This window comes from Streptococcus sp. 1171_SSPC (assembly GCF_001069335.1).
Taxonomy (GTDB): Bacteria; Bacillota; Bacilli; order Lactobacillales; family Streptococcaceae; genus Streptococcus; species Streptococcus xiaochunlingii.
Genome location: NZ_JWAK01000045.1, coordinates 45,035 through 67,461, shown reverse-complemented (window position 1 = coordinate 67,461; position 22,427 = coordinate 45,035). Strand labels below are relative to the sequence as shown.

General features: G+C 44.5%; 23 protein-coding genes. 8 read left to right on the top strand and 15 right to left on the bottom strand.

Annotation, left to right across the window (positions count from 1 at the left end; genetic code table 11):
- Nucleotides 1-78: 78 nt before the first annotated feature.
- The 3 genes from ADF75_RS09760 to ADF75_RS09750 all read right to left on the bottom strand — a co-directional run bounded on the left by ADF75_RS09760 (nucleotide 79) and on the right by ADF75_RS09750 (nucleotide 3,188).
- The gene (locus ADF75_RS09760; protein WP_048789985.1) at nucleotides 79-1,032 is read right to left on the bottom strand and encodes a serine hydrolase domain-containing protein; all 954 of its coding nucleotides are present in this window, start codon (nucleotides 1,030-1,032) and stop codon (nucleotides 79-81) included.
- A 35-nt stretch (nucleotides 1,033-1,067) separates the two neighbouring features.
- Complete coding sequence (locus ADF75_RS09755; RefSeq protein ID WP_048789984.1) at nucleotides 1,068-1,802, bottom strand: CppA N-terminal domain-containing protein; 735 nt, start codon at nucleotides 1,800-1,802, stop codon at nucleotides 1,068-1,070.
- Between the two features lie 105 nt (nucleotides 1,803-1,907).
- Nucleotides 1,908-3,188 (bottom strand): DUF308 domain-containing protein, encoded by a 1,281-nt coding sequence (locus ADF75_RS09750; RefSeq protein ID WP_048789983.1) that lies wholly within the window; start codon nucleotides 3,186-3,188, stop codon nucleotides 1,908-1,910.
- Between the two features lie 101 nt (nucleotides 3,189-3,289).
- On the opposite strand from ADF75_RS09750, the gene ADF75_RS09745 reads away from it, so the two are divergent.
- The 3 genes from ADF75_RS09745 (at nucleotide 3,290) to ADF75_RS09735 (ending at nucleotide 6,879) form a co-directional block, all read left to right on the top strand.
- Complete coding sequence (locus ADF75_RS09745) at nucleotides 3,290-5,569, top strand: Xaa-Pro dipeptidyl-peptidase (RefSeq protein WP_048789982.1); 2,280 nt, start codon at nucleotides 3,290-3,292, stop codon at nucleotides 5,567-5,569.
- Between the two features lie 112 nt (nucleotides 5,570-5,681).
- Complete coding sequence (locus ADF75_RS09740; RefSeq protein ID WP_048690819.1) at nucleotides 5,682-6,197, top strand: DUF536 domain-containing protein; 516 nt, start codon at nucleotides 5,682-5,684, stop codon at nucleotides 6,195-6,197.
- Between the two features lie 88 nt (nucleotides 6,198-6,285).
- Nucleotides 6,286-6,879, top strand: a complete 594-nt coding sequence (locus tag ADF75_RS09735) for a 3'-5' exonuclease (protein ID WP_048789981.1) — start codon at nucleotides 6,286-6,288, stop codon at nucleotides 6,877-6,879.
- 39 nt (nucleotides 6,880-6,918) lie between these two features.
- On the opposite strand, the gene ADF75_RS09730 is transcribed toward ADF75_RS09735, so the two are convergent.
- Both ADF75_RS09730 and ADF75_RS09725 read right to left on the bottom strand, forming a co-directional pair.
- Nucleotides 6,919-7,218, bottom strand: coding sequence for a YbaB/EbfC family nucleoid-associated protein (locus ADF75_RS09730; RefSeq protein ID WP_048690824.1), 300 nt, complete (start codon nucleotides 7,216-7,218; stop codon nucleotides 6,919-6,921).
- A 140-nt stretch (nucleotides 7,219-7,358) separates the two neighbouring features.
- The gene (locus ADF75_RS09725) at nucleotides 7,359-8,705 is read right to left on the bottom strand and encodes an Nramp family divalent metal transporter (RefSeq protein ID WP_048789980.1); all 1,347 of its coding nucleotides are present in this window, start codon (nucleotides 8,703-8,705) and stop codon (nucleotides 7,359-7,361) included.
- Between the two features lie 287 nt (nucleotides 8,706-8,992).
- Here ADF75_RS09725 and ADF75_RS09720 point away from each other — a divergent pair, with 287 nt between their 5' ends.
- The 3 genes from ADF75_RS09720 to ADF75_RS09710 all read left to right on the top strand — a co-directional run bounded on the left by ADF75_RS09720 (nucleotide 8,993) and on the right by ADF75_RS09710 (nucleotide 12,318).
- Entirely contained in the window at nucleotides 8,993-9,523 is a 531-nt protein-coding gene (locus ADF75_RS09720; protein ID WP_006595548.1) for a hypothetical protein, read from the top strand.
- Nucleotides 9,524-9,610: 87 nt separating this feature from the next.
- The gene (locus tag ADF75_RS09715) at nucleotides 9,611-10,783 is read left to right on the top strand and encodes an NAD(P)/FAD-dependent oxidoreductase (protein WP_048690830.1); all 1,173 of its coding nucleotides are present in this window, start codon (nucleotides 9,611-9,613) and stop codon (nucleotides 10,781-10,783) included.
- Between the two features lie 197 nt (nucleotides 10,784-10,980).
- Entirely contained in the window at nucleotides 10,981-12,318 is a 1,338-nt protein-coding gene (locus ADF75_RS09710; RefSeq protein ID WP_048789979.1) for a sodium-dependent transporter, read from the top strand.
- A gap of 39 nt (nucleotides 12,319-12,357) precedes the next feature.
- On the opposite strand, the gene ADF75_RS09705 is transcribed toward ADF75_RS09710, so the two are convergent.
- The 6 genes from ADF75_RS09705 to tsaB all read right to left on the bottom strand — a co-directional run bounded on the left by ADF75_RS09705 (nucleotide 12,358) and on the right by tsaB (nucleotide 16,379).
- Entirely contained in the window at nucleotides 12,358-13,029 is a 672-nt protein-coding gene (locus tag ADF75_RS09705; RefSeq protein ID WP_223363950.1) for a hypothetical protein, read from the bottom strand.
- Nucleotides 13,030-13,151: 122 nt separating this feature from the next.
- Entirely contained in the window at nucleotides 13,152-13,481 is a 330-nt protein-coding gene (locus ADF75_RS09700; RefSeq protein WP_048789978.1) for an AzlD domain-containing protein, read from the bottom strand.
- A complete protein-coding gene (locus ADF75_RS09695; RefSeq protein ID WP_048690835.1) occupies nucleotides 13,468-14,163 on the bottom strand; it encodes an AzlC family ABC transporter permease in 696 nt (231 codons plus the stop codon). The genes ADF75_RS09700 and ADF75_RS09695 overlap by 14 nt, the downstream gene beginning before the upstream one ends.
- A gap of 86 nt (nucleotides 14,164-14,249) precedes the next feature.
- Nucleotides 14,250-15,272, bottom strand: a complete 1,023-nt coding sequence (gene tsaD / locus ADF75_RS09690; protein ID WP_048789977.1) for a tRNA (adenosine(37)-N6)-threonylcarbamoyltransferase complex transferase subunit TsaD — start codon at nucleotides 15,270-15,272, stop codon at nucleotides 14,250-14,252.
- Nucleotides 15,262-15,699, bottom strand: a complete 438-nt coding sequence (gene rimI, locus ADF75_RS09685; RefSeq protein ID WP_048789976.1) for a ribosomal protein S18-alanine N-acetyltransferase — start codon at nucleotides 15,697-15,699, stop codon at nucleotides 15,262-15,264. Before rimI ends, tsaD begins: the two co-directional genes overlap by 11 nt.
- Nucleotides 15,696-16,379, bottom strand: coding sequence for a tRNA (adenosine(37)-N6)-threonylcarbamoyltransferase complex dimerization subunit type 1 TsaB (gene tsaB / locus ADF75_RS09680; RefSeq protein ID WP_048789975.1), 684 nt, complete (start codon nucleotides 16,377-16,379; stop codon nucleotides 15,696-15,698). The genes rimI and tsaB overlap by 4 nt, the downstream gene beginning before the upstream one ends.
- Before the next feature lie 283 nt (nucleotides 16,380-16,662).
- Here tsaB and ADF75_RS09675 point away from each other — a divergent pair, with 283 nt between their 5' ends.
- Both ADF75_RS09675 and rnjA read left to right on the top strand, forming a co-directional pair.
- On the top strand, nucleotides 16,663-16,893 hold the full coding sequence (locus tag ADF75_RS09675; RefSeq protein WP_006595537.1) for a DNA-dependent RNA polymerase subunit epsilon: 231 nt from the start codon (nucleotides 16,663-16,665) through the stop codon (nucleotides 16,891-16,893).
- Between the two features lie 3 nt (nucleotides 16,894-16,896).
- Nucleotides 16,897-18,579 carry a ribonuclease J1 gene (rnjA, locus tag ADF75_RS09670; RefSeq protein ID WP_048789974.1) on the top strand — a complete coding sequence of 561 codons (1,683 nt, stop codon included), beginning with the start codon at nucleotides 16,897-16,899 and terminating at the stop codon, nucleotides 18,577-18,579.
- Nucleotides 18,580-18,676: 97 nt separating this feature from the next.
- Here rnjA and glnA read toward each other — a convergent pair whose 3' ends face one another.
- The 4 genes from glnA to ADF75_RS09650 form a co-directional block, all read right to left on the bottom strand.
- Complete coding sequence (gene glnA, locus ADF75_RS09665) at nucleotides 18,677-20,023, bottom strand: type I glutamate--ammonia ligase (RefSeq protein ID WP_006595535.1); 1,347 nt, start codon at nucleotides 20,021-20,023, stop codon at nucleotides 18,677-18,679.
- 41 nt (nucleotides 20,024-20,064) lie between these two features.
- On the bottom strand, nucleotides 20,065-20,430 hold the full coding sequence (locus tag ADF75_RS09660) for a MerR family transcriptional regulator (RefSeq protein ID WP_048789973.1): 366 nt from the start codon (nucleotides 20,428-20,430) through the stop codon (nucleotides 20,065-20,067).
- 68 nt (nucleotides 20,431-20,498) lie between these two features.
- The gene (locus ADF75_RS09655; protein WP_048789972.1) at nucleotides 20,499-21,032 is read right to left on the bottom strand and encodes an FUSC family protein; all 534 of its coding nucleotides are present in this window, start codon (nucleotides 21,030-21,032) and stop codon (nucleotides 20,499-20,501) included.
- A gap of 146 nt (nucleotides 21,033-21,178) precedes the next feature.
- Entirely contained in the window at nucleotides 21,179-22,378 is a 1,200-nt protein-coding gene (locus ADF75_RS09650; RefSeq protein WP_048715731.1) for a phosphoglycerate kinase, read from the bottom strand.
- Between the last annotated feature and the right edge of the window lie 49 nt (nucleotides 22,379-22,427).

The window sequence follows — 22,427 nt, the reverse complement described above, 5'->3', positions numbered from 1 at the left end:
AGATACAATCTTCTCTCTTTCCATTTTAATATAAAAAAAGAAAAAAAGCGATGGCTAAACCACGCTTCTTTCTCCGTCTTAGGAAGGATTTTTGACGGTCCCTTCCATTTCTCTTTTGATGAGCTCCATGAGTTGATTCCGATCCAGGATCCATTGGGCCCTCTCATCTTTTTCATAGGTCCGATTGGATAGGAAAACAGCTGCCCATTGGAGCTTGCGGTTATAGAGAAGGAAGGTCCCTGTATAACCTGTATGGTCCAACCAGTCTCCTTCCAGATTCCAGGCCAGAGAGCGCGTCTTTCCTTCTTCTAAAGCATAGTTCTGGGAAAGGATTTCTGCAAAAGGATCCTGTAAATAATGCTCCAGGAAAATTTCCATATCTCTAATGGTCGAAAACAGACCTGCACTTCCGGCATGGACTCCCAGTACACGCGCTTTCGGATCATGGACGACGCCAGCTGGAACGCCACGAAGAGTTGGCACCGCTTGAGAAACCGGGCCAAAAGTAGTCTCCTTCATTTGCCAAGGTGCAAAGACTTTCTCCTGAAAAATCTGGTCTAAATCCTGACCAAACCACTTCTCCAGAAGAAAGCCCAACAAAAGAAAATTGACATCTGTATAGTGGAACTGGCGATTGTCCTTGAGCTTCAAACAGTGCAGGGCTTCTTTTAAGCCCTCAGCATCCAAGTCATCTCGTCTAGAGATGAAAGGATCCAGCCCAGAAGTATGGGTCAAAAGCTGACGGATGGTCACCTCTGCTTGCTCCATATCCGGATAGTAAGAAGCTAAGGGACGATCGATATCAATTTGCCCTTGTTGGACCAGAAAAGCAAGAACCGTTCCAACTCCGACGACCTTACTCACACTGGCCAAATCATAGGTCAAGCCGGCAACAACTGGCTCTTGCTTGGCTGGATCAGCCAGTCCCAAGTAATACTCCTGCCAGCTTCCCTTCTGATAGAGCGCAAGAGAGGCACCTGGATAGATGCCTGCTCCTATTTGCTCTTGAATTTTTTGGATGATTTTTTCCATTTTTCTTCACTCATTTCAATCAGCCAAAGACTTGCTTAGGCTTCGAACCACCATTCAATCTTGCTTGGATCCTCAACTAAGACAAATTGTTGCCTTTTTGGCACAAAGGTCACCTGATCTCCAAAGCAGGAGGCTACTTCACTTGCTACAAATGGCTCTAGAATGACCTTGACCTGACAAAGGTCCCAAGTCTGTCCATTTGCTAGTGTGAGGTCCGGACCATCTGATGCTTCTAAGTCTAAATACTCTACTAAGCCAGGTAGTTGTTGATAGAAAGGTGTAGAAGTCTCTACATTAGGTACTCGAAGCACCATCTTTTCTACGAAAAACTCCGTCAAGGTTGTAAACTCTTCATTCGCTTGAAAATCTGGAACTTCCTCAATTTCAGTTAAACTATCCACTTGCTCTTCCGCATGGAGCAAGATACGATCTCCTTCTGGCGAAAGGGCTTCAAAGGCATAGCCATTTTTTCCTTTGAAGAGGCGATCAACTTGATGACCACGAGCCAGAAGCCACTCAATTTCTTGAGGGTTGGTCACGCGAATCTTTAAGCGAGCCAGGCGTTTTGGTCCCTCCACCTTGCGGGTTCTCATACTAGGGGATTCCTCTAAATAGAGGCGGTCTGTCTTCGATTGATCTCCAAGGGATAATAAAGCCCCATCTTCCAACAGGGTTTTCATTCCTAAGACCTTTTCAAAAAATTCTTGATTGACATTTCGATTGTTTGTTTTTAATACAGGTGAAATACTACTAATCTTATTTATGCACATAATTCCTCCAAGTCTTTTATATTTTAAAAGATTTTCTTTTTTTTTACAAGAAATCTTGTGCAAAAAAGACAGATTTCTCAAAATTTTGAATCTGTCTTTCTTTACTTAATATACTGTTCGTGTATGGACTCGCCCGTTTGGAGCTTCAAATTCGTATTCTAAGTAATCCTGATAGGTCCCTGGTGCAATCACTCCACGCACATCTAATACAGCCGTTCCCGCCTGTCCCACAATGGAATCTGCTAACAGGCAGCAATTAGTAGACAGAACAAAGTAAGATTTAAAACGCGAAGAAGTAAATTTATATAGCTCAGCCCCTAAATCATATTTCAATTTGTAAGCGTAGGGCGGCTGACCGTCTTCCTGTAACCTCCTAGGTGGATCCCAAGGTTCTAACAACTGATCAATTTCAGCTAGACGCTTCTCTACTGCCTGATTCTCTTCTTCGGTAAGGGATAGGCTGTAGCCAAACAGCGTCTTTTGACTCTCTTTTTTACATAGTTCGATGTATGGTTCCTTATCCACTTTAAACAGTACGCCATCCCCAATCGTCCCAAATAGACGCTCTGAAAAGGGATCGTAACTTCCGTAAGAAATGACCTTCCCCTGATAACAAATATCTACATGCCCAATCGCTCCAAATAAGTTGCTGTCAGAAGTATGAACCAAAATTTCTAATTCCCTTGCCTCTTCTTCTTTTTTCACCAATCGATAAGGGCCTGTGTGTCCCGCCGAGCTCCCTTTTTGAAGAAACTGGTTAAACCGTTTTAACTCCTTAGCAGGGATAAAGGCTGCAAAGATAACCGGTAGGCTAATACGAAAGCGACGTTTTAACTCTTGGCCTTGTTGGTCTTTGTCAAATAAAATACCATCTCGAATATTAGAAATCCCCAACAAGACCAGATAAGCCCCCAAGAGGATAAATTGGAAGTGCCCATCTGAACCAGGTTCCAAGACAGTTGCTAGACCAATCCCACCGTTTAAAAGCGCATCCCATAAATAGAGCCAGCCTCCTTTTACCCGATTGGCCTTATAAAGCCAAAATGTGATCCCATAGACAATGGCACTCCCCAACTGATATGCCCCTAAACAAATCACAACTAAGTTTACGGGCAGACTACTCAGTCGATTCAACCAGATCAACGCAAGTGAAAGAAAAATAAACCAAATAGAGTGGCTATAGGAAATAGACTTGCTACGTAACAAAAAGCGAAGAAGAAAGCTTCCTAGTCCATCAACTAAAAAGTAAACAGCTAATAGATCCAAGGAAAATTTTGTGAAACCAACACCGTTTCGAAAAATGAGGATCCCAAAAATGACGGCAAGAACCCCAAACAATAAAGTCCGTCTTCTTGCAACTTCTTCAACAGATAATTTTCTCACCATGACACCCTCCTTCAGAGATCAAAGGTCTTTAGACAAATACTATTTTATCACGTATAATATAAGAAGTAAAGAAACAGTGAAGCTGATAAAAGGAGCATCCTATGAAATTCAATCAATATAGCTATCTACCAGTCGACCAAGCAGACATTCTAAAGGAACTGAAAGAAATCGGGTTTGACCTTCCCCTTCATCTTACAGAGAAAGAACTGTTTGAATGGTTTGTTCGCAAGGTTTATTTCACCTACAAAAATACAGATTATCCTCTCTCTAACCTAGTGGCGGATGCTGAAACAGATCTCCTGAGCTATTTCCAATCTGACCGCGAATGGTCTCCAAATATTTTCTACACAGTGGCCCTCCAATTGCTCGGTTTCCGCTATTTTATTGACTTTGAAAATACGGACAGCTTCTTAAAAGAAGTCCAAATTCCGATTGAGTATGGAAACTTGGTTGAAAACCTCTATCACCTCCTCAATACTCGAACAGTCAAAGGGAATTTACTAATTGAGCAGTTGGTCAGCGATGGCTTGATTCCTGAAGACAATCGTTACCACTTTTTCAACGGAAAAAGTCTAGCTACCTTTAACTGCCATGATGTGATTCGTGAGGTGGTCTATGTGGAAAGTCGGATTGATAGCGATCAGGATGGTCTTCCGGATTTGGTCAAGGTCAATATTATTCGCCCTCGCTATGAAGGAAAAATTCCAGCCGTCATGACTGCCAGCCCTTATCACCAAGGAACCAATGACAAGGCTAGCGACAAGGCGCTCTATAATATGAATGTGGACCTCGAGGTCAAAGAACCTCATACCATCCAAGTAGAAGAACCTCAATTAGAATTGGTGGATCCTGTCGGTTCAGCTCAACTGGTCTCTGAGGCTGAAGAAACCCTCACTCATATCAACTCCAGTTATACCCTCAATGACTACCTGCTCGCTCGTGGTTTTGCCAATATCTACGTCTCCGGTCTTGGAACCAAGGATTCCCAAGGCTTGATGACCAACGGGGATTACCGTCAAATCGAGGCCTATAAAAATGTCATCGACTGGCTCAACGGACGCTGTCGTGCCTTCACAGACCACAGTCGCCAACGCCAAATCAAAGCCGATTGGTCCAACGGCAAAGTTGCTACGACAGGCTTGTCCTACCTAGGGACCATGTCCAATGGACTGGCTACCACAGGTGTCGATGGCCTAGAAGTTATCATCGCAGAAGCCGGTATCTCTTCTTGGTACAACTACTATCGCGAAAACGGACTCGTGACGAGTCCTGGTGGCTATCCTGGAGAGGATTTTGATTCACTCGCTGAGTTGACCTATTCACGCGCCCTTCGGGCTGGAGACTATCTCCGCCACCATGCAGCCCATCTAGCGGATTTGGAACGGCTTAAAGAGCAAATAGATCGCAAAACAGGTGACTACAACCAATTCTGGCACGACCGCAACTACCTCCTTCAGGCAGACAAAGTCAGGGCAGAGGTTGTCTTTACCCATGGTTCCCAAGACTGGAACGTGAAGCCTCTCCATGTTTACCAAATGTTCCAAGCCCTTCCAGCCAACATCAAGAAACACCTCTTCTACCACAATGGAGCCCATGTCTATCTCAACAACTGGCAGTCCATTGACTTCCGTGAGAGTATGAATGCCCTCCTCTCTAAAAAATTACTGGGCTATGATTCAAGCTATGAATTGCCAACCGTCATCTGGCAGGACAATACAGGAGAGCAAAGTTGGACTTCCTTGGAAGACTTTGGCAATCAAGTTGCACTGCGGACCTTCCCACTGGGAGATGGTGAGAAAGTCATCCAAAACCGTTATGAGACGGAAGACTATGAGCGCTATGGCAAAGCTTATCCGACCTTCTTAACCGACCTCTACCAAGATAAGGCGCAACAAGTGACCATCGACCTTCCGATCGCAGAAGACCTACACCTCAACGGAAAAGCTCGCCTTCACCTGCGGCTCCAATCTAGCACAAACAAAGGCTTGCTCTCAGCCCAACTCATGGAGCTAGGAAGCAAGAAATATCTCCAACCCTATCCAGCTGTCCTATCCGTCCGCACCCTTGATAACGGTCGTTACCATATGTTAGACAACTTGACTGAGTTGCCCTTCAAGGAAGCCGGCCAACGGGTGATTACAAAGGGCTATCTCAACCTTCAAAACCGTCATGATCTCTTACAAGTCGAACCTGTAACCCCTGGAGAATGGATGGAATTCGACTTTGAACTCCAACCAACCATCTACAAACTGGAGAAAGGGACCACTCTTCGTCTCGTCCTTTATACAACCGACTTCGAGATCACTGTCCGCGACCAAACAGACTACCAACTCACTATTGATCTGGCCAACTCCAGCTTAACCCTTCCTGAGATGGATTAAGGAATTTCATGCTTTTTCCTTGTCGTCCCTTCCCTTGCTTGATTTGACAGCCTTGCCTACTTATGATAATATCTAAGAGAGTATTTCATAGAAAAAGAGTTTAGAGGATATTATGGCTATCGAAAAAACAGTCAGCGAAATTGCTGAAATTCTAGGAGTTAGTCGCCAAGCGGTCAATAACCGTGTCAAGGCCCTAGATCCTGAAGATACAGAAAAAAATGATAAGGGAGTTACCGTCGTAACCCGTAGTGGCTTGATTAAGCTAGAAGAAATCTACAAAAAGACCATCTTTGAAGACGAGCCCGTCAGCGATGATGTGAAACAGCGTGAATTGATGGAAATTTTGGTAGATGAAAAAAATGCCGAAATCGTCCGTCTCTACGAACAACTAAAAGCAAAAGACGACCAGCTAAAATCCAAAGATGAGCAATTAGCTAAAAAGGATGAGCAGTTGCGTGTCAAAGATGTTCAGATTGCTGAAAAAGACAAACAGCTCGACCAACAACAACAGCTAACCCTTCAGGCTATGAATGACCGTGAAACATTGAAATTAGAATTAGATCAAGCCAATGAAAAGGTTCAAGAACAAGAGAGTAAAGGCTTCTGGAGACGCGTCTTTGGTCGCTAAAAACTGACTTCGGTCAGTTTTTTCTATGCCTTTGACTCCCCTCAACAATTAGAAAATCCAAAAACACCCATTAGATGAAGGAGTTCCCTTGAAAGAATTAAGCCACTATGTCTCCTTTGATTTAGAATTTAATCAATTTGAAGGAAAGTACCACATTATCCAAATTTCTGCTGTCCGCTTTGCAGATGGCCAAGAAGTTGCCCACTATGATTCCTATGCCTATACGGATAAACCACTAAAGAGCTTTATCAATGGCCTCACCGGGATCACATCTGATAAAATCCTCCAAGCTCCCCCACTCGAGCAAGTTCTAGAGGAGTTTCGAGATTTTGTTGCAGATAGTCCCCTCATTGGATACAATGCCATCAAGAGTGACCTCCCTATCCTAGCGGAAAATGGGCTAGAGTTCACAGACCAATATGCTGTTGATGTCTTTGAGGAAGCTTCTAAACGCCGGCCTTCTGACCTCCATGGGATCAAAAACTTGCAGCTCCATACAGTTGCTCAGTTTTTAGGAGTGGCTGGAAAATCGCATGATAGTCTAGAAGATGCCCGAATGACTGCCCTTGTTTATGAATCCTTTCTCGAATCAGACCGAGCCCGGCAACTCCTAACCGAACAAGAATCCTTTTCTACCTCTCCTTTTGGTGGATTGGACCTCTCCAATTTTTTTAACGACTAAAAAAACCTCTATCATCTGATAGAGGTTTTCTCTGTATGCTTAGAATGGTAATTTACCAGCAAAAGCTCCCAATTTTTTCTTGGTTGCTGCATCAATTTCTTCGATGGCCGCATTGATAGCTTGAACAGTCATATCAGAAAGAGTTTCTGTATCTTCTGGGTCCACGACTGCCGGGTTAAATTCGATGGATACCACCTTTTTATCACCTGTCAAGGTAGCAACGACCAAGTCCTGAGCGGATTTGCCAACAAATTGAGAAGCCGCCAATTCTGCCTGACTTTGTTCCATTTGTTTCTGAAGCTTTTGTGCTTGCTTCATCATATTTTGCATATTCATCATAAGATTTTCTAGATTCCTTTCGTATCAAGGGTTTAGGCCCTCTTGTTTAGTTTTTACTGCCCACTTCTGCCCATTTTCTAGCTAGATGGGAACTTCCCTCCTATTATAGCATGTTTTCCCCGTCCGACAAAGCTGATTTTTTATTTAAAGAGCGTCGTCACAATGAGTTGGACGTTTAAAAGAGTCAGAAGAGTCGCTACTCCGTAAGCTAAGTAGGTATTCCATTTTGCATTGACAAATTCTCCCATGATTTTTTTATTGGAGGTAAAGTAAACCAAGGGAAAAATTGAAAATGGTAGAGCCAGAGACAAGAAGACTTGAGAATAGACCAACAAATCATCTAGAACACTTTCCTGGTCTCCAAAGAGAAAGGCGACAATCAGGACAGGAGTGAGGGCCAACATCCGTGTAAAGAGGCGGACAAGCCATTGAGGAAGGCGGAATCTAAGGAAACCTTCCATGGCAATTTGACCCGTCAGAGTGCCTGTAATTGTTGAATTCTGACCACTTGCTAACAAAGCAACAGCAAACAAAGTGGACAGAAAAGGACTTGCAATAGCTCCTGCAATGGCATTGTTTTGCAAGGCATCATACATACTAGAGAAGGCTCCAATTTCTTCTGCATGTCCAAAAAAGAGGGCCGCTCCGAGAATCAGCAAGAGAGAGTTGACAACAAAAGCCAGGGTTAATTCAATATTGGAGTCCCAGGTCATGAAACGCACAGCCCGACGAACATCTGCAGGATCCTCATAATCGACCTTGCGTGTCTGTGAAATGGAGGAATGCAAATAGAGATTATGGGGCATGACGGTTGCACCAATTATCCCCAAGGCCAGTGTCAAGGCTTGTGATCCCTTAGGAAGACCGATACCTACGATTTCCTTCTGAGGAAGAAAGCCAGCAAAAATGCCACCTATATCTGGTTTTGATAGGACCACAAGGTAGATAAAAATCCCCAGAATGGTCAAAATCAAGGTGGAGACAATAGCCTCAATCTTACGAAAACCTAAGTGCATAAGTCCGAGGAGGAGGAAGACATCCAGGATGGTGACCAAAATAGAAAAGAGCAAGGGCCATCCGAACAGCAAATGGAGTGCAATCCCGGAACCAATGACTTCTGCTAAATCTGTCGCCATCAAGGCTAATTCAATCACTATCCAAAGAATATAGCGGAGCCACTTGGGCAAATGCGTCGCTGTTGTTTGGGCCAAATCTTTCCGATGGACAATCCCTAGTTTCCCAGCCATCTGTTGCAATTGCATGGCAATCAAGGAAGACAAGAGAACCACCGACAAGAGCAAGTAACGATAGTGAGCCCCTCCAACAACGCTGGTGATCCAGTTCCCAGGATCCATGTAGCCCACTGCTACTAGGCTCCCCGGACCTGAAAACAATAACAAGGTCTTCCAAAAAGAAGTTCCCTTGGGAACCTTGACGGATTGATTGATTTCTTGGAGTGATTTCCGCTCTAACTGTTCTAAACTCATGATACCCTTCTTTCCATGACGTCACTTCCCCTTGATTATAGCACAAATGAAAGACTTCGGTAAATTTTCTTTGCATTTTCAAAAAATATGCCCTTCTTCGCCCCCCACTTCCCCATTTTCTTCGTATTCCTTTAGCGATTTTTTCTCCTTTGCTCCTCCAAAATGAACCGAATAGCTTCAAAAATGAACCAAATAGATTTTTCCCCCTATCTGACTCCAAAAGCTTGTATACTATTCGTAACTGAAAGATAGCTCAGTTATTTACTCAATAGCAAAGGAAAGAAACTATGATCTATGTCATTGAATACAATTATCCCTCTAAGATGTTGGTCGAACATATTAACAACTATCTAGAGAAAAAACGGGTTCGTAATCTACCAGTCAAGCTGGTCTATAATGGAAATATCTCTTATATCGACTATGACTTGAAAAACATTTACTTCTTCTCCTGTCAAGGAAATTCTGGAATCAACGCCTACAAAGAGCTCGAACGCATCCGGAGAAATGATCCCTTCGGACGCATTATCGTTCACTCTAACAAGGTAGACGGACGTAGACTTATGGACCATAAGCTACAAGTCTATGGTTTGATGGAACTAAGCCTTAGTGACTACGGAAAGCCAGACCTCTATTATCAAGAGCTCGACTTCTTGCTCGGTGATCTCTACGAAGAGCTCTGGGAAATGGCGGCAGAAGCCAAGTACGCCGCTGGGAAGAAAACCAATCAGCTCTTCCCACGCTGGGGTCCTGAAATCGGCATTTACCCTCCTAAGCGTTATTCCATCCACCTCCGTCAAAATCCAGACGAAGACAATTAACTCATAAAAAGTGGAGCCTGGGGACAGGGTCCATTTTTTATGTTACAATGAACTGGAAATAAAACGAGACGAGAAAAAGGAGACCTTATGAACCACTACGATACCATTGTCATCGGAGGAGGCCCTGCTGGTATGATGGCCACCATCTCTAGTGCCTTCTACGGGCAAGCAACCCTCCTCTTGGAAAAAAACCGCAAACTAGGGAAAAAACTAGCTGGGACTGGTGGAGGCCGGTGCAATGTGACCAACAATGGGAGCCTGGACGATCTCCTAGCAGGCATTCCAGGAAACGGACGTTTCCTTTACAGTGTCTTTTCTCAATTTGACAATCATGATATCATCCGCTTCTTCACAGAAAACGGGGTCAAACTCAAGGTCGAAGACCATGGTCGTGTCTTTCCAGCTTCAGATCGTTCCCAAACGATTATTCAAGCTCTGACAGATAAGATTGCCGAACTTGGCGGTCAAGTCCGCTGCCAAGTAGAGGTAACCTCTGTGAAGAAAATCGATGGACAATTCGTCATCAAATCAAAAGACGAGACCTGGACTGCAGACCGCTTGATTGTGACAACCGGTGGAAAGTCCTACCCTTCGACGGGCTCTACCGGCTTTGGCCACGATATCGCTCGTCACTTCCAGCACACTATTACAGAACTAGAAGCTGCTGAAAGCCCCCTCCTGACAGATTTCCCCCACAAGGCCCTTCAAGGGATTTCCTTAGACGATGTGACCCTCCACTATGGCAAACACCACATTACCCATGACCTCCTCTTTACCCACTTTGGCCTGTCTGGCCCGGCCGCCCTTCGCATGTCAAGCTTTGTCAAAGGAGGAGAGATCCTAACACTAGACAGTCTCCCTCACTATTCTAAGGAAGAACTCACAGCAATCCTAGAGGAAAACCGGGAAAAATCTCTAAAGAATGTTCTGAAGGCCTATCTGCCAGAACGCCTGGCGGAATTCTTTGCCCAGGATTTTCCGGAAAAGGTGAAGCAACTCTCTCCTAAAGAAATCGATGCCGTACTAGCGAAAGTAAAGGAACTCCCAATCCCTATAACTGGAAAGATGTCCTTGGCCAAATCTTTTGTAACCAAAGGTGGCGTCAGCCTCAAGGAAATCAATCCCAAGACCTTAGAAAGTAAGTTGGTCCCCGGTCTTCATTTTGCTGGGGAGGTCCTGGATATCAATGCCCATACAGGAGGCTTTAACATTACTTCTGCCCTCTGTACCGGTTGGGTGGCCGGAAGTCTCCACTATTGACAGCTTTTTCAAAAGATGTTAGGATTATTTTTAGAACAAATCCAGCAACAAACATAAGAGTCGTCTTCTTAGAGATGTCACTTTGCGTTTTTATGGCTATTTAGTTCGTACTAAATAGCCTTTTTCTTTTGTCTACGAAAGAGCCTTTGCTGGCCTTTGCTTTCTTCCTATATTTGAATTAGAAATGGAGAATCCATATGGAAAAATCTCAATGGGGTTCCAAAATTGGCTTTATCCTAGCCTCTGCAGGTTCTGCAATTGGTCTTGGGGCTGTTTGGAAGTTCCCTTATATGACCGCCGCTAATGGAGGCGGAAGTTTCCTTCTTGTTTTTTTGATAGCAACTCTACTTATCGGCTTCCCTCTCTTACTAGCTGAATTTACTCTAGGACGTGCAGCTGGTGTCTCTGCCATTAAGACCTTTGGAAAACTCAGTGGCCGTCGCCTTTATGATGGGATTGGTTGGATCGGTGCCTTTGCCCTGTTCATCCTCCTCTCCTTCTACAGTGTCATCGGTGGTTGGATCCTGATTTATTTGGGAGTCGCCTTGGGAGAGTTATTCCAACTTCTCTCAGTTAGTGACTATACCCAGCTCTTTGGAGAGATTATTTCAAATCCCTGGTTGGCTCTTGGGGCCCAGGCCATCTTCATCCTCCTCAATGTCTTGATTGTTTCCAAGGGGGTGGAACAAGGGATTGAAAAGGCCTCAAAATTCATGATGCCACTTCTCTTCATTATCTTCTTAGTCATGATTGGTCGTTCCTTGACCTTACCTGGCGCTTGGGAGGGAGTTAGCTATTTCCTCAAGCCAGACTTCTCCAAGATGACTAGCCAAGGTCTGCTCTACGCTTTGGGCCAATCATTTTTCGCCCTATCGCTAGGGGTGACAGCCATGTTGACCTATGCTTCCTATTTGGACAAGGACACTGACCTGGTCCAATCCGGGATTTCCGTCGTCTTCATGAATATCGCCGTTTCTATCATGGCGGGCTTGGCGATCTTCCCAGCCATGTCAGCCTTTCAAATCCCTTCTACTAGTGGACCGGGACTCCTCTTTGTAGTCCTGCCACAAGTCTTTGATAAGATGCCTTTTGGTACCCTCTTCTACCTGCTTTTCCTTCTTCTCTTTCTCTTTGCGACCATTACCTCATCCGTCGTCATGTTAGAGATTAATGTCGGAAATGTCACCAACCAAAACAATAAACAACGGGCTAAATGGAGCCAAATCATTGGTCTTCTGACCTTTGTCTTTGGGATCCCATCTGCCCTTTCCTATGGAGTACTCTCCAAGTGGACCCTCTTTGGAAAATCCTTCTTTGATTGCATGGACTTTTTGGTTTCCAACCTCCTCATGCCTTTTGGAGCTCTCTGCCTCTCCCTATTTACAGGCTATATCTTTGATCAAGTCCTAGCCCAAGAAGAACTCAAGGTGGGAGAAGAGAAAACCAAGCACTTCTTCTTCAAGCTCTGGGTTTTCTTGCTTCGCTTTGTGATCCCAATCGTCATCCTCATTGTCTTTATTACACAATTTATCTAAAACAAAATCCACGACTCCTTAGGGATTCATGGATTTTTTTTATTTTGTAAGGGAAACACGGAAATCATTGTATTTGCTATAATCAAAGTCTTCATTAAGCCCTGTTACAAATACAATCGGTGTATAATGGCCCTCTTCTAAGATGAAACCGGGTTTTACCTTCATATTGGCTCCCCCAAGTCCAGCAATCCCTGGAAGAAGGGCATCAAAAGCGCCAGGTTCGTCTGTTTCCCAGTAATAGACATTGCCAGATGCTTGAACTGCCTTGGCTTTCGTTGTTGCAGTACGAACAGGATTCAAGTCAGCTTGATAAAAGTTTGCTGTCGTAGTGACTGTTCCATCCGCGGCCACGGTCATTTGGACATCTTTGGCAATTTCAGTTGTTCCTGTCCAAGTCCCTACCAGCTCTTCCGGCACCATTTGAGACGAATCTGTGGCCTTGTTAGTGCTTGCTGCACCAGATCCTGCATTGGTTTGACCTGAGTTTCCTGCATCTTGAGAAGCAGCTTGTGCCCCTTCTTGCGCATCCGTTTCAGTAGCTTTTGTCTCTTTCTTACCAGAAGCTGCCTTTGCTTTTTTCTGACTAGACTTCACCGTCGTTTGTGCTTCTTTGGTAGAAGATTTGTTCTCTTCTTTTTTTGAACCACAGGCTACGAGTAGGCTTGCAGAAGTTAATCCTAAAAGTGCTAAACTTGTCCATTTTTTCATCATGATGATCCCTCACTTCATTTGATAAAAACTATTATATTACAATATTACTCAATGTCAAGTGTTTTTGAAATATTTTTGTAATATTCGTAACAAATAGTAATCTATCTAAAAATTCAGGAGATTCAGGTGACAAGCAAACGTAAGAGGGCAACCAAGACAATCCCGAATAGAACCGTACCCATTAGGTTTTTGTAGCGAAAGGCTACTATCATGGTCGGAATGGTTGCGACCAGATCCACCCACCGAACTTGAGGAAGCTGGCCTACTTTCCCCTCTACCAGACTGGAAATGATTAGGGCAAAAATAATGGCAATGGGAAGGTATTTTAGAAAACGCAGAACTGGATCCGGTAGACCCCGGTATTTGACCAAAACGAAGGGCAGAATGCGTGGAATCCAGGTGACCACTGCGGACATCAAAATAACCAAGAAAATCCAACTATTCACGCGCATCGCACATCACCCCCACGAAACAACCTGTTAAAGTAGCCACTAAAACGGCCAAGGATTGGGTCAAAAAGAAGGTCAAGAGGAAAAAGCTAAGAGCTACTGCACCTAAAACAAGGAGCATGGTAGCCATCTTCTCCGTCAAACGCATGCCTTGAAACTGACCTGCAAAAATCCCAATAAACATGGCAACCAAGGCGAAGTCCAGGCCGAAGGCACTAGGATTGGGCAAGAGGGAACCCAGCGCTGTCCCCAAAATAGTCGATAATCCCCAGGCCAGATAACCGACCACATTATTGCCATGCATCCAGGGAACAGTAATCCGGTCACTTTTCAATTTTTCACTCAAATAAACCCCGTAACTCTCATCTGTCAACAAACTACCAATTCCAATATTATGGACCAGGCTAGCCTCCTTAAAATCAGGGGAGGTATGCAGACTCATGAGCATATTGCGCAAATTGATGAAAAAGACGGTTAAGGCAATATTCATGAGAGACGAATGAACCGCAATCAAAGAGATCATCGCAAACTGAGAAGCCCCTGCGTAAACCAAGAGACTCATCAAGCCCATTTCTAAAGGGGAGAGATAGGGAGACGCCACCACACCACAGGCTAAGCCAATACTGATATAACCCAAGGCCGTCGGAAGGGCATCTCTGACCCCCTGCTGAAAATTCTTTTCCACTCTTTTTTCCTTTCTTTTTTGATGCTATCTATTATAACAAAAAAGGGACGGGAATCGTCCTCCCGTCGTTTATGTTCGTTTTTTAACTAATCTAAGTTCTCTTCTATCGGATCAAAAGCGAGACTTGGCTTGGCATTTAAGTCTAAGCTAGCAAAATTTCCCTTATTCCATTCGCTGACACTGGCATAGGCAATCATCCCCGCATTGTCCCCGCAGAGGCGCAGAGGAGGAATGATGACCTTAACATCTGTGATCTCAGAAGCCAGGCGTTCACGTAATCCTTGGTTGGCCGCGACTCCTCCCGCCACCACCACGGTCTTAACAGGGTATCTTTCTAGGGCTTTTTTGGTCTTGGCCATCAAGATATCCATCACCGCTGCTTGGAAGGAAGCCGATAGATCTTCCTTGGACAGGCTCTCGCCTTTTTGCTCGGCATTGTGGTGAAGATTGATAAAGGCAGACTTCAAACCTGAGAATGAGAACTCCAGATTGTCTTCCTTGATCATGGCGCGTGGGAAATCGTAGATGTCCTGACCCTTATGCGCTAACTCGTCAATCTCGCGACCGGCTGGATAGGTCAAGCCCATGACGCGGCCGACCTTATCATAGGCCTCACCCACTGCATCATCACGCGTTTCCCCAACGATCTTATAATCACCCGCCTCCGAGACATAGACCAACTCGGTGTGTCCTCCGCTGACCAGCAAGGCCAAGAGCGGAAATTCTAAAGGCTCAACGCTTTGAGCAGCCATCAAGTGGCCAGCCATATGATTGACAGGAATCAAAGGAATCCCATGGGCCCATGCAAAGGCCTTGGCTGCAGCAAGACCGACCAAAAGAGCACCAACCAGACCTGGTCCGTAGGTCACCGCAACCGCTGTGACTTCTTCTTCTGTAATTCCCGCTTCTTCTAGCGCTTCCTCAATACAGGCCGTAATGACTTCGACATGATGTCGACTGGCAACTTCTGGAACGACTCCCCCGAATCGTTTATGGCTTTCAATTTGACTAGCAATGACATTGGACAAGAGCTCGTCGTCGTTTTTCAGGACGGCGACACTGGTCTCATCACAGGATGTCTCAAATGCTAAAATATATCTATCCTTCATTTGCTTCCCTTTTCATCATAATGGCGTCTTCGGTAGGTGCATGATAATACCCTTTCCGACAACCAATTTCTTTAAATCCTTGTTTCTGATAGAGAGTCCGAGCCGGAGTGTTTCCTTCTCTCACCTCTAAAAAGACCTCTTTCTCCTGAGGAAGGATTTCTAATAGCTGACGAGCAATCCCGCGCCCTTGCCACTCTTTTCGAACAGCAATTTGGACGACCTCTAGCTCATAGAGAGTTTCTTGCATGGCCAAGAAGCCGACCAATGCTTCCCCACTATAGGCCAAGGCATACCAATTTTGAGCTTGACCGATATCCGCTAGGACTTGCTCCAAGGTCCAAGGACTTTGTCCATAGACATTGTCTAAGATTTCTACCAACTGAGGGGCTAAATCGAATCGCCCCGCCTCCTTCTCGATTCGGATCATAGGCGTTTGATGTAGGACTGACCGGACTCTTGATGGTCCTTGAGCCAGTTTTCTTCAGCTTCTACCCGCTTGAGGTAGTTGGGCACAAAGCCATGAACGGAGACAGCTTCTTTTGTAAGTCCTAGTCGACCAATCCGTACCGCATCCGGTAGGGTTTCTACCATCTGAGCATTTGGCAAGGCTTCTTGTATCTGTTCACGAAAGGCCTCCACTTCCCCAAGGAAGGTCACCTTTTCAGCTCCCTTTGCTCTTTTTAATACGGCTTCAAAAGAAAGGTGAGCCTCCGGGTAGACCAGCTGATCCTCTTGGTAAAAGCCCGCATAGACATGGTTGCGCCGCGCATCCATGACTGGAATGGCCAGACCTTCTATCTCTTCTGGTACCAAGGCTAGTAAGCTCGACACCCCTACTAAGTCAATCTTTAGCGTTTGAGCTAGGGTTTTAGCCGTTGCTACCGCGATCCGTAAGCCAGTATAAGATCCAGGCCCTTCTGCTACTACGATACGGTCCAAATCTGTCGGTTTCCAATCAATGCTGGCCATCAAAAATTCAATGGTAGGCATCAAGGTAATGCTGTGGTTTTTCTTGATCGTCAGTGTCAACTCTGCTAATCGGTTTTCTTCCTCCAAAAGGGCAACGGATAGGGCCTTACTGGAGGTGTCAAATGCTAATACTTTCATGTTTTCTCCTCGTTGTCTGCTTCATATTATACTACAAATAGACGCCAAACGGTAGAGGAAGCACCCCCAGACTGTGAAATCACCTGCTCTCTATCCCTTCTAAAAAAGCGCTTCCTTCTGCTCTCAGAACCCGCTTGCATCTTTTCCTTAGAGCCTATTTATGGTATAATGAATAATAATTGTATCGAATCAGGACAAAAGAAAGCAAGAATAGGTGTCTCAGCTAGCTACTAGCTGTTTCTTTTCTGCTACAGTCCGAACAAGTGAAAGGAACCGAAACGAAATGATTTACAAAGTTTTCTACCAAGAAACAAAAGAACGCAACCCTCGTCGTGAAACGACTCATGCCCTCTATCTCGATATTGATGCGAAGAATGAGTTAGAAGGACGCATTGAAGCTCGTCGCCTTGTTGAAGAAAATACATCTTACAACATCGAATTTATCACTCTCTTGTCAGACCAACACCTAGAATATGAAAAAGAGTCTGGCGCATTTGAAATTACGGAGTTCTAATCCATGGCATATACCTTAAAACCTGAAGAAGTTGGTGTTTTCGCCATTGGAGGTCTCGGGGAAATCGGTAAAAATACCTATGGGATTGAATACCAAGACGAAATCATCATTGTGGATGCTGGGATCAAGTTCCCTGAAGATGATTTGTTAGGGATTGATTACGTGATTCCTGACTATTCCTATATCGTTGAAAATATCGACCGTGTCAAAGGGGTCTTGATTACTCACGGACACGAAGACCATATCGGAGGAATTCCCTTCCTCTTGAAACAAGCCAATGTGCCAATCTATGCTGGACCTTTGGCCCTAGCCCTTATTCGTGGAAAATTGGAAGAACATGGCCTCCTTCGTGGTGCCAAACTCTATGAAATCAACCAAAATACAGAGTTGACCTTTAAGCATATTAAAGCGACCTTCTTCCGTACAACCCACTCCATTCCAGAACCTTTGGGGATCGTTCTTCATACGCCTCAAGGAAAAATCGTCTGCACGGGAGACTTTAAATTTGACTTCACACCTGTAGGCGAGCCGGCCGACCTTCACCGGATGGCTGCACTAGGAGAGGAAGGCGTCCTCTGTCTGCTTTCTGACTCAACCAACGCGGAAGTCCCAACCTTTACCAACTCTGAAAAAGTCGTTGGCCAATCCATTATGAAGATTATTGAAGGCATTCATGGACGCATCATCTTCGCTTCCTTTGCATCTAACATCTTCCGTCTCCAACAGGCTGCAGATGCCGCTGTCAAAACTGGCCGCAAGATTGTTGTCTTTGGACGCTCAATGGAAAAAGCCATTGTCAACGGAATTGAGCTTGGCTATATCAAGGTACCACCTGGAACGATTATTGAACCAAGTGAAATCAAAGACTACCCGGCAAATGAAATCCTCATTATGTGTACAGGTAGCCAAGGGGAGCCTATGGCGGCACTGTCTCGTATCGCTAACGGAACCCACCGCCAGGTGCAATTGCAACCGGGTGATACCGTTATCTTCTCATCTAGTCCAATTCCTGGGAATACAACTAGTGTGAATAAATTGATCAATATCATCTCGGAAGCAGGAGTCGATGTCATCCACGGTAAGATTAACAACATCCATACCTCTGGACACGGTGGCCAACAAGAACAAAAGCTCATGTTACGCTTGATCAAACCCAAATACTTCATGCCTGTCCACGGTGAGTACCGCATGCAGAAGATTCACGCTGGACTTGCGCGTGATTGTGGAGTAGAGAAAGATAACATCTTCATCATGAGCAACGGAGATGTTCTTGCCCTGACGGCTAACTCAGCTCGTATCGCAGGAAGCTTCAATGCTCAAGATATCTATGTCGACGGAAATCGCATCGGAGAAATCGGAGCGGCTGTCCTTCGTGACCGCAAAGATTTATCAGAAGATGGGGTTGTCCTAGCTGTTGCGACAGTTGACTTCAAGTCGAAAATGATTTTAGCTGGACCGGATATCCTCAGCCGTGGCTTCATCTATATGAGAGAGTCCGGTGACCTAATCCGTGAAAGTCAACGCATCCTCTTCAATACAATTCGAATCGCCTTGAAGAACAAAGATGCCAATATTCAAACCGTACATGGTGCTATTGTCAACGCCCTCCGTCCTTTCCTTTACGAAAGCACGGAACGTGAACCTATCATCATCCCGATGATTTTGACACCAGATGAAGAAAATTAAGTAAAAAGAATGGATGAGACCTGTCGGTCCCATCCATTTTCTTTGTATGAAAAATGAACCAGGTCATCAAACCTAGCTCATTTTTGGATAAATTTGCTTAGTACAAGTCCAAGTAGTTATCAATTTCCCATTGTGAAACAAAGGTTGCGTAGCTTGCCCACTCGATCCGTTTGGCTTCCAAGAAGCTGGTATAGATATGTTCACCAAGAGCATCCTTAACAACTTCATCTTCAGTCAAAGCTTTCAAAGCATTGTGAAGGGTAGATGGAAGGTCAGTGATTCCAGCTTCTTTACGCTCTTCTGCAGTCATGATGTAGATGTTTTCTTCGATAGGAGCTGGTGCTTCGATTTTGTTCTCAATCCCGTGCAAACCAACTTCCAAGAGAACAGCCATTGCAATATATGGGTTGGCCATTGGGTCTACTGAGCGCAACTCAAGGCGTGTTCCCATACCGCGTGAAGCAGGTACACGAACCAATGGTGAACGGTTGCGACCAGCCCAAGCGATGTAAACAGGTGCTTCATAACCTGGAACCAAACGTTTGTAGGAGTTAACGGTTGGGTTCATGATCGCTGTGTAGTTGTAGGCGTGCTTAATCAAACCGCCAAGGAAGTGATAAGCTGTTTCTGACAACTGCATTCCTTTTGGATCATTTGGATCAAAGAAGGCATTGTTTCCTTCCGCATCGAACAAGGACATATTGCAGTGCATACCGGAACCAGCAATCCCAAATTTTGGCTTAGCCATAAAGGTTGCATACAAACCATGTTTGCGAGCAATGGTTTTGACAACGAGTTTAAAGATTTGAATCTTGTCACAAGCACGAAGCACTTCATCGTACTTAAAGTCAATTTCATGCTGACCTACGGCCACTTCGTGGTGACTGGCTTCTACTTCAAATCCCATTTGAGTCAAGACATTGACAATCTCACGGCGAGTGTTATCAGCAAGGTCTGTAGGCGCCAAGTCAAAATAGCCACCCTTGTCATTCACTTCAAGAGTTGGATCCCCATTTTCATCGAGCTTAAAGAGGAAGAACTCTGGCTCTGGTCCAAGGTTGAAAGATTTGAAGCCAACTTCTTCCATGTGACGAAGGGCACGTTTGAGGTTTCCACGTGGGTCTCCTGCAAAAGGTTCTCCTTCTGTTGTATAGACATCACAAATCAATCCTGCGACACTACCGTTCTCATCTCCCCAAGGGAAAACAGTCCAAGAGTCCAAGTCTGGATAGAGATACATATCAGACTCATTAATCCGAACAAACCCTTCGATAGAAGATCCATCAAACATGGCCTTGTTTGAGAGAACCTTTTCCAACTGTTCATCTGTCGCTGGAATTTCAACGTTTTTCATGGTTCCTAAGATATCTGAGAACATCAACCGAATAAAGGTTACATTCTTTTCTTTGACTTCGCGACGAATATCTTCAACAGTAATTGACATGTGTGTCTCCTTATGAGTATAGCATTAAGCAAAAAGAATGATCAGCGTAACTGACCATATGGCGATGAGGTCGTATGAAAGCGGCTTTGCTGGAGGATATCACGGTGAAGGGCCTTGCGAACATCCTTTTCACTGACAATCTTGGCTACTTGACGTTGAGCTTCTTTCTCAGCAATCCGTTTTTTTATTCCTGCAATATTAAGGCCTTCAGACAAATAATCCTTAATCTCCAACAGGCGATCCATATCGTTGAGAGAAAACATCCGACGATTGCCCTCTGTACGAGCTGGAGTAATGAGTTGTTGATCTTCGTAGTAACGAATCTGACGAGCTGTTAAATCTGTCAATTTCATAACACTACCAATCGGAAAGACCGCTAATGTTCGTCTTAATTCCTTTTCTTTCATACAAACCCCCTTTCTATTCTATTATAACGCAAAAAAAACCGATGTCAAGATTAAAATGTCATATAATCTCACATGGTTTTTTTTCTTTCATTTATAAAGTCCCGAATCCGATCCACATCTGAATTGACTAAAATCGCAACGAAGACTCCGATAAAGGTTTCAAAGATGCGGGCAAAAACATATAGGAACGTTTCTCCTGTCGGAATCGAGAGGGTGATGATGAGCATGGCTGAAACACCACCGATGATTCCAGCTTTGTTGTTCATAGCGACATTGGTCATAATGGTTAACATGGTCGCAATGGGCACAAAAATCAGGGTCACCCAAAAAGCATCGTGGAAGAGAATCTTGATCATAAAGAACAGCAGGGCATAAAAACCACCGATGCTGTTGCCCATCACGCGCGAAGCACCGAAGTGAACACTCTTATCAAAATCTTCTCTCAAACTAAAGACAGCTGTCAGCGCCCCAATCTGCAAGCCCCGCCAGCCAAAGATACCAAAAATCAATAGAACCAGAAAAACGGCTATCCCTGTTTTGAAGGTTCGCATTCCCAATCGAAATTTGGAACGGTCAAATTTATGTCGTTTAAAGTAATCCATTGTCCCCTATCTTTCTATCTCTTTTATTCTAACATATTTCTAGAAAGGTTCAAGCGGGGAAATGAAGGTCGACTAGCTTCCTTCTACTCACATCCAATAGAAAAAGCACCTTTCGGTGCTTCTTCTATGGTTCATGAGAAACCGTCTTATTTTTCAGTTAATGCTGCAAGTCCTGGAAGAACTTTACCTTCAAGAAGTTCCATTGATGCTCCACCACCAGTAGAGATCCATGAGAACTTGTCTGCGCGACCAAGGTTGATAGCTGCAGCAGCTGAGTCACCACCACCGATGATTGATTTAACGCCTGGTTGTTTCACGATAGCGTCCATCACACCGATTGTACCAGCTTGGAAGTCAGGGTTTTCAAATACACCCATAGGTCCGTTCCATACAACTGTTTTCGCACCAGTCAAAGCTTCGTCGAATTTAGCAATAGATTTAGGACCGATATCTAAACCAAGGAATCCTGGGTCTACTGCTTCACCTTCAGTATCTTTCACTTCAGTGTAGTCAGCAAATGCGTTTGCTTCTTTAGAATCAACTGGCAAGATCAATTTACCATTTGCTTTTTCAAGAAGAGCTTTTGCAACATCCAATTTGTCTTCTTCTACAAGTGAGTTACCGATTTCGATACCTTGAGCTTTGTAGAATGTGTAAGTCATCCCACCACCGATAAGAACTTTATCAGCTTTTTCAAGCAAGTTTTCGATCACACCGATCTTGTCTGAAACTTTTGAACCACCAAGGATCGCTACGAATGGACGTTCTGGAGCTTCAACTGCTTCTTGGATGTAAGCAATTTCGTTTTCAAGAAGGAATCCAGCAACAGCTTTTTCAACGTTTGCTGAGATACCAACGTTAGATGCGTGTGCACGGTGAGCTGTACCGAATGCATCGTTTACGAAGATACCATCTCCAAGTGATGCCCAGTATTTACCAAGTTCAGGATCGTTTTTAGATTCTTTCTTGCCGTCAACATCTTCGAAACGAGTGTTTTCAACCAAAAGAACTTGTCCATCTTCAAGAGCGTTAATCGCTGCTTCCAATTCAGCACCACGAGTAACACCTGGAAGGAAAGCAACGTCTTGACCCAATTTAGCAGCCAAGTCAGCCGCTACAGGAGCAAGTGATTTACCTTCTTTGTCTGCTTCTTCTTTCACACGTCCAAGGTGAGAGAAGAGGATTGCACGTCCACCTTGTTCAAGGATGTACTTGATTGTTGGAAGAGCAGCAGTGATACGGTTGTCGTTAGTGATCACGCCATCTTTTACAGGTACGTTGAAGTCAACACGAACGAGAACTTTTTTCCCTTTCAAGTCAACGTCTTTAACAGTCAATTTTGCCATTGGATATGACTCCTTCTATTTTTAATACATGATAATTATATCACAAAAG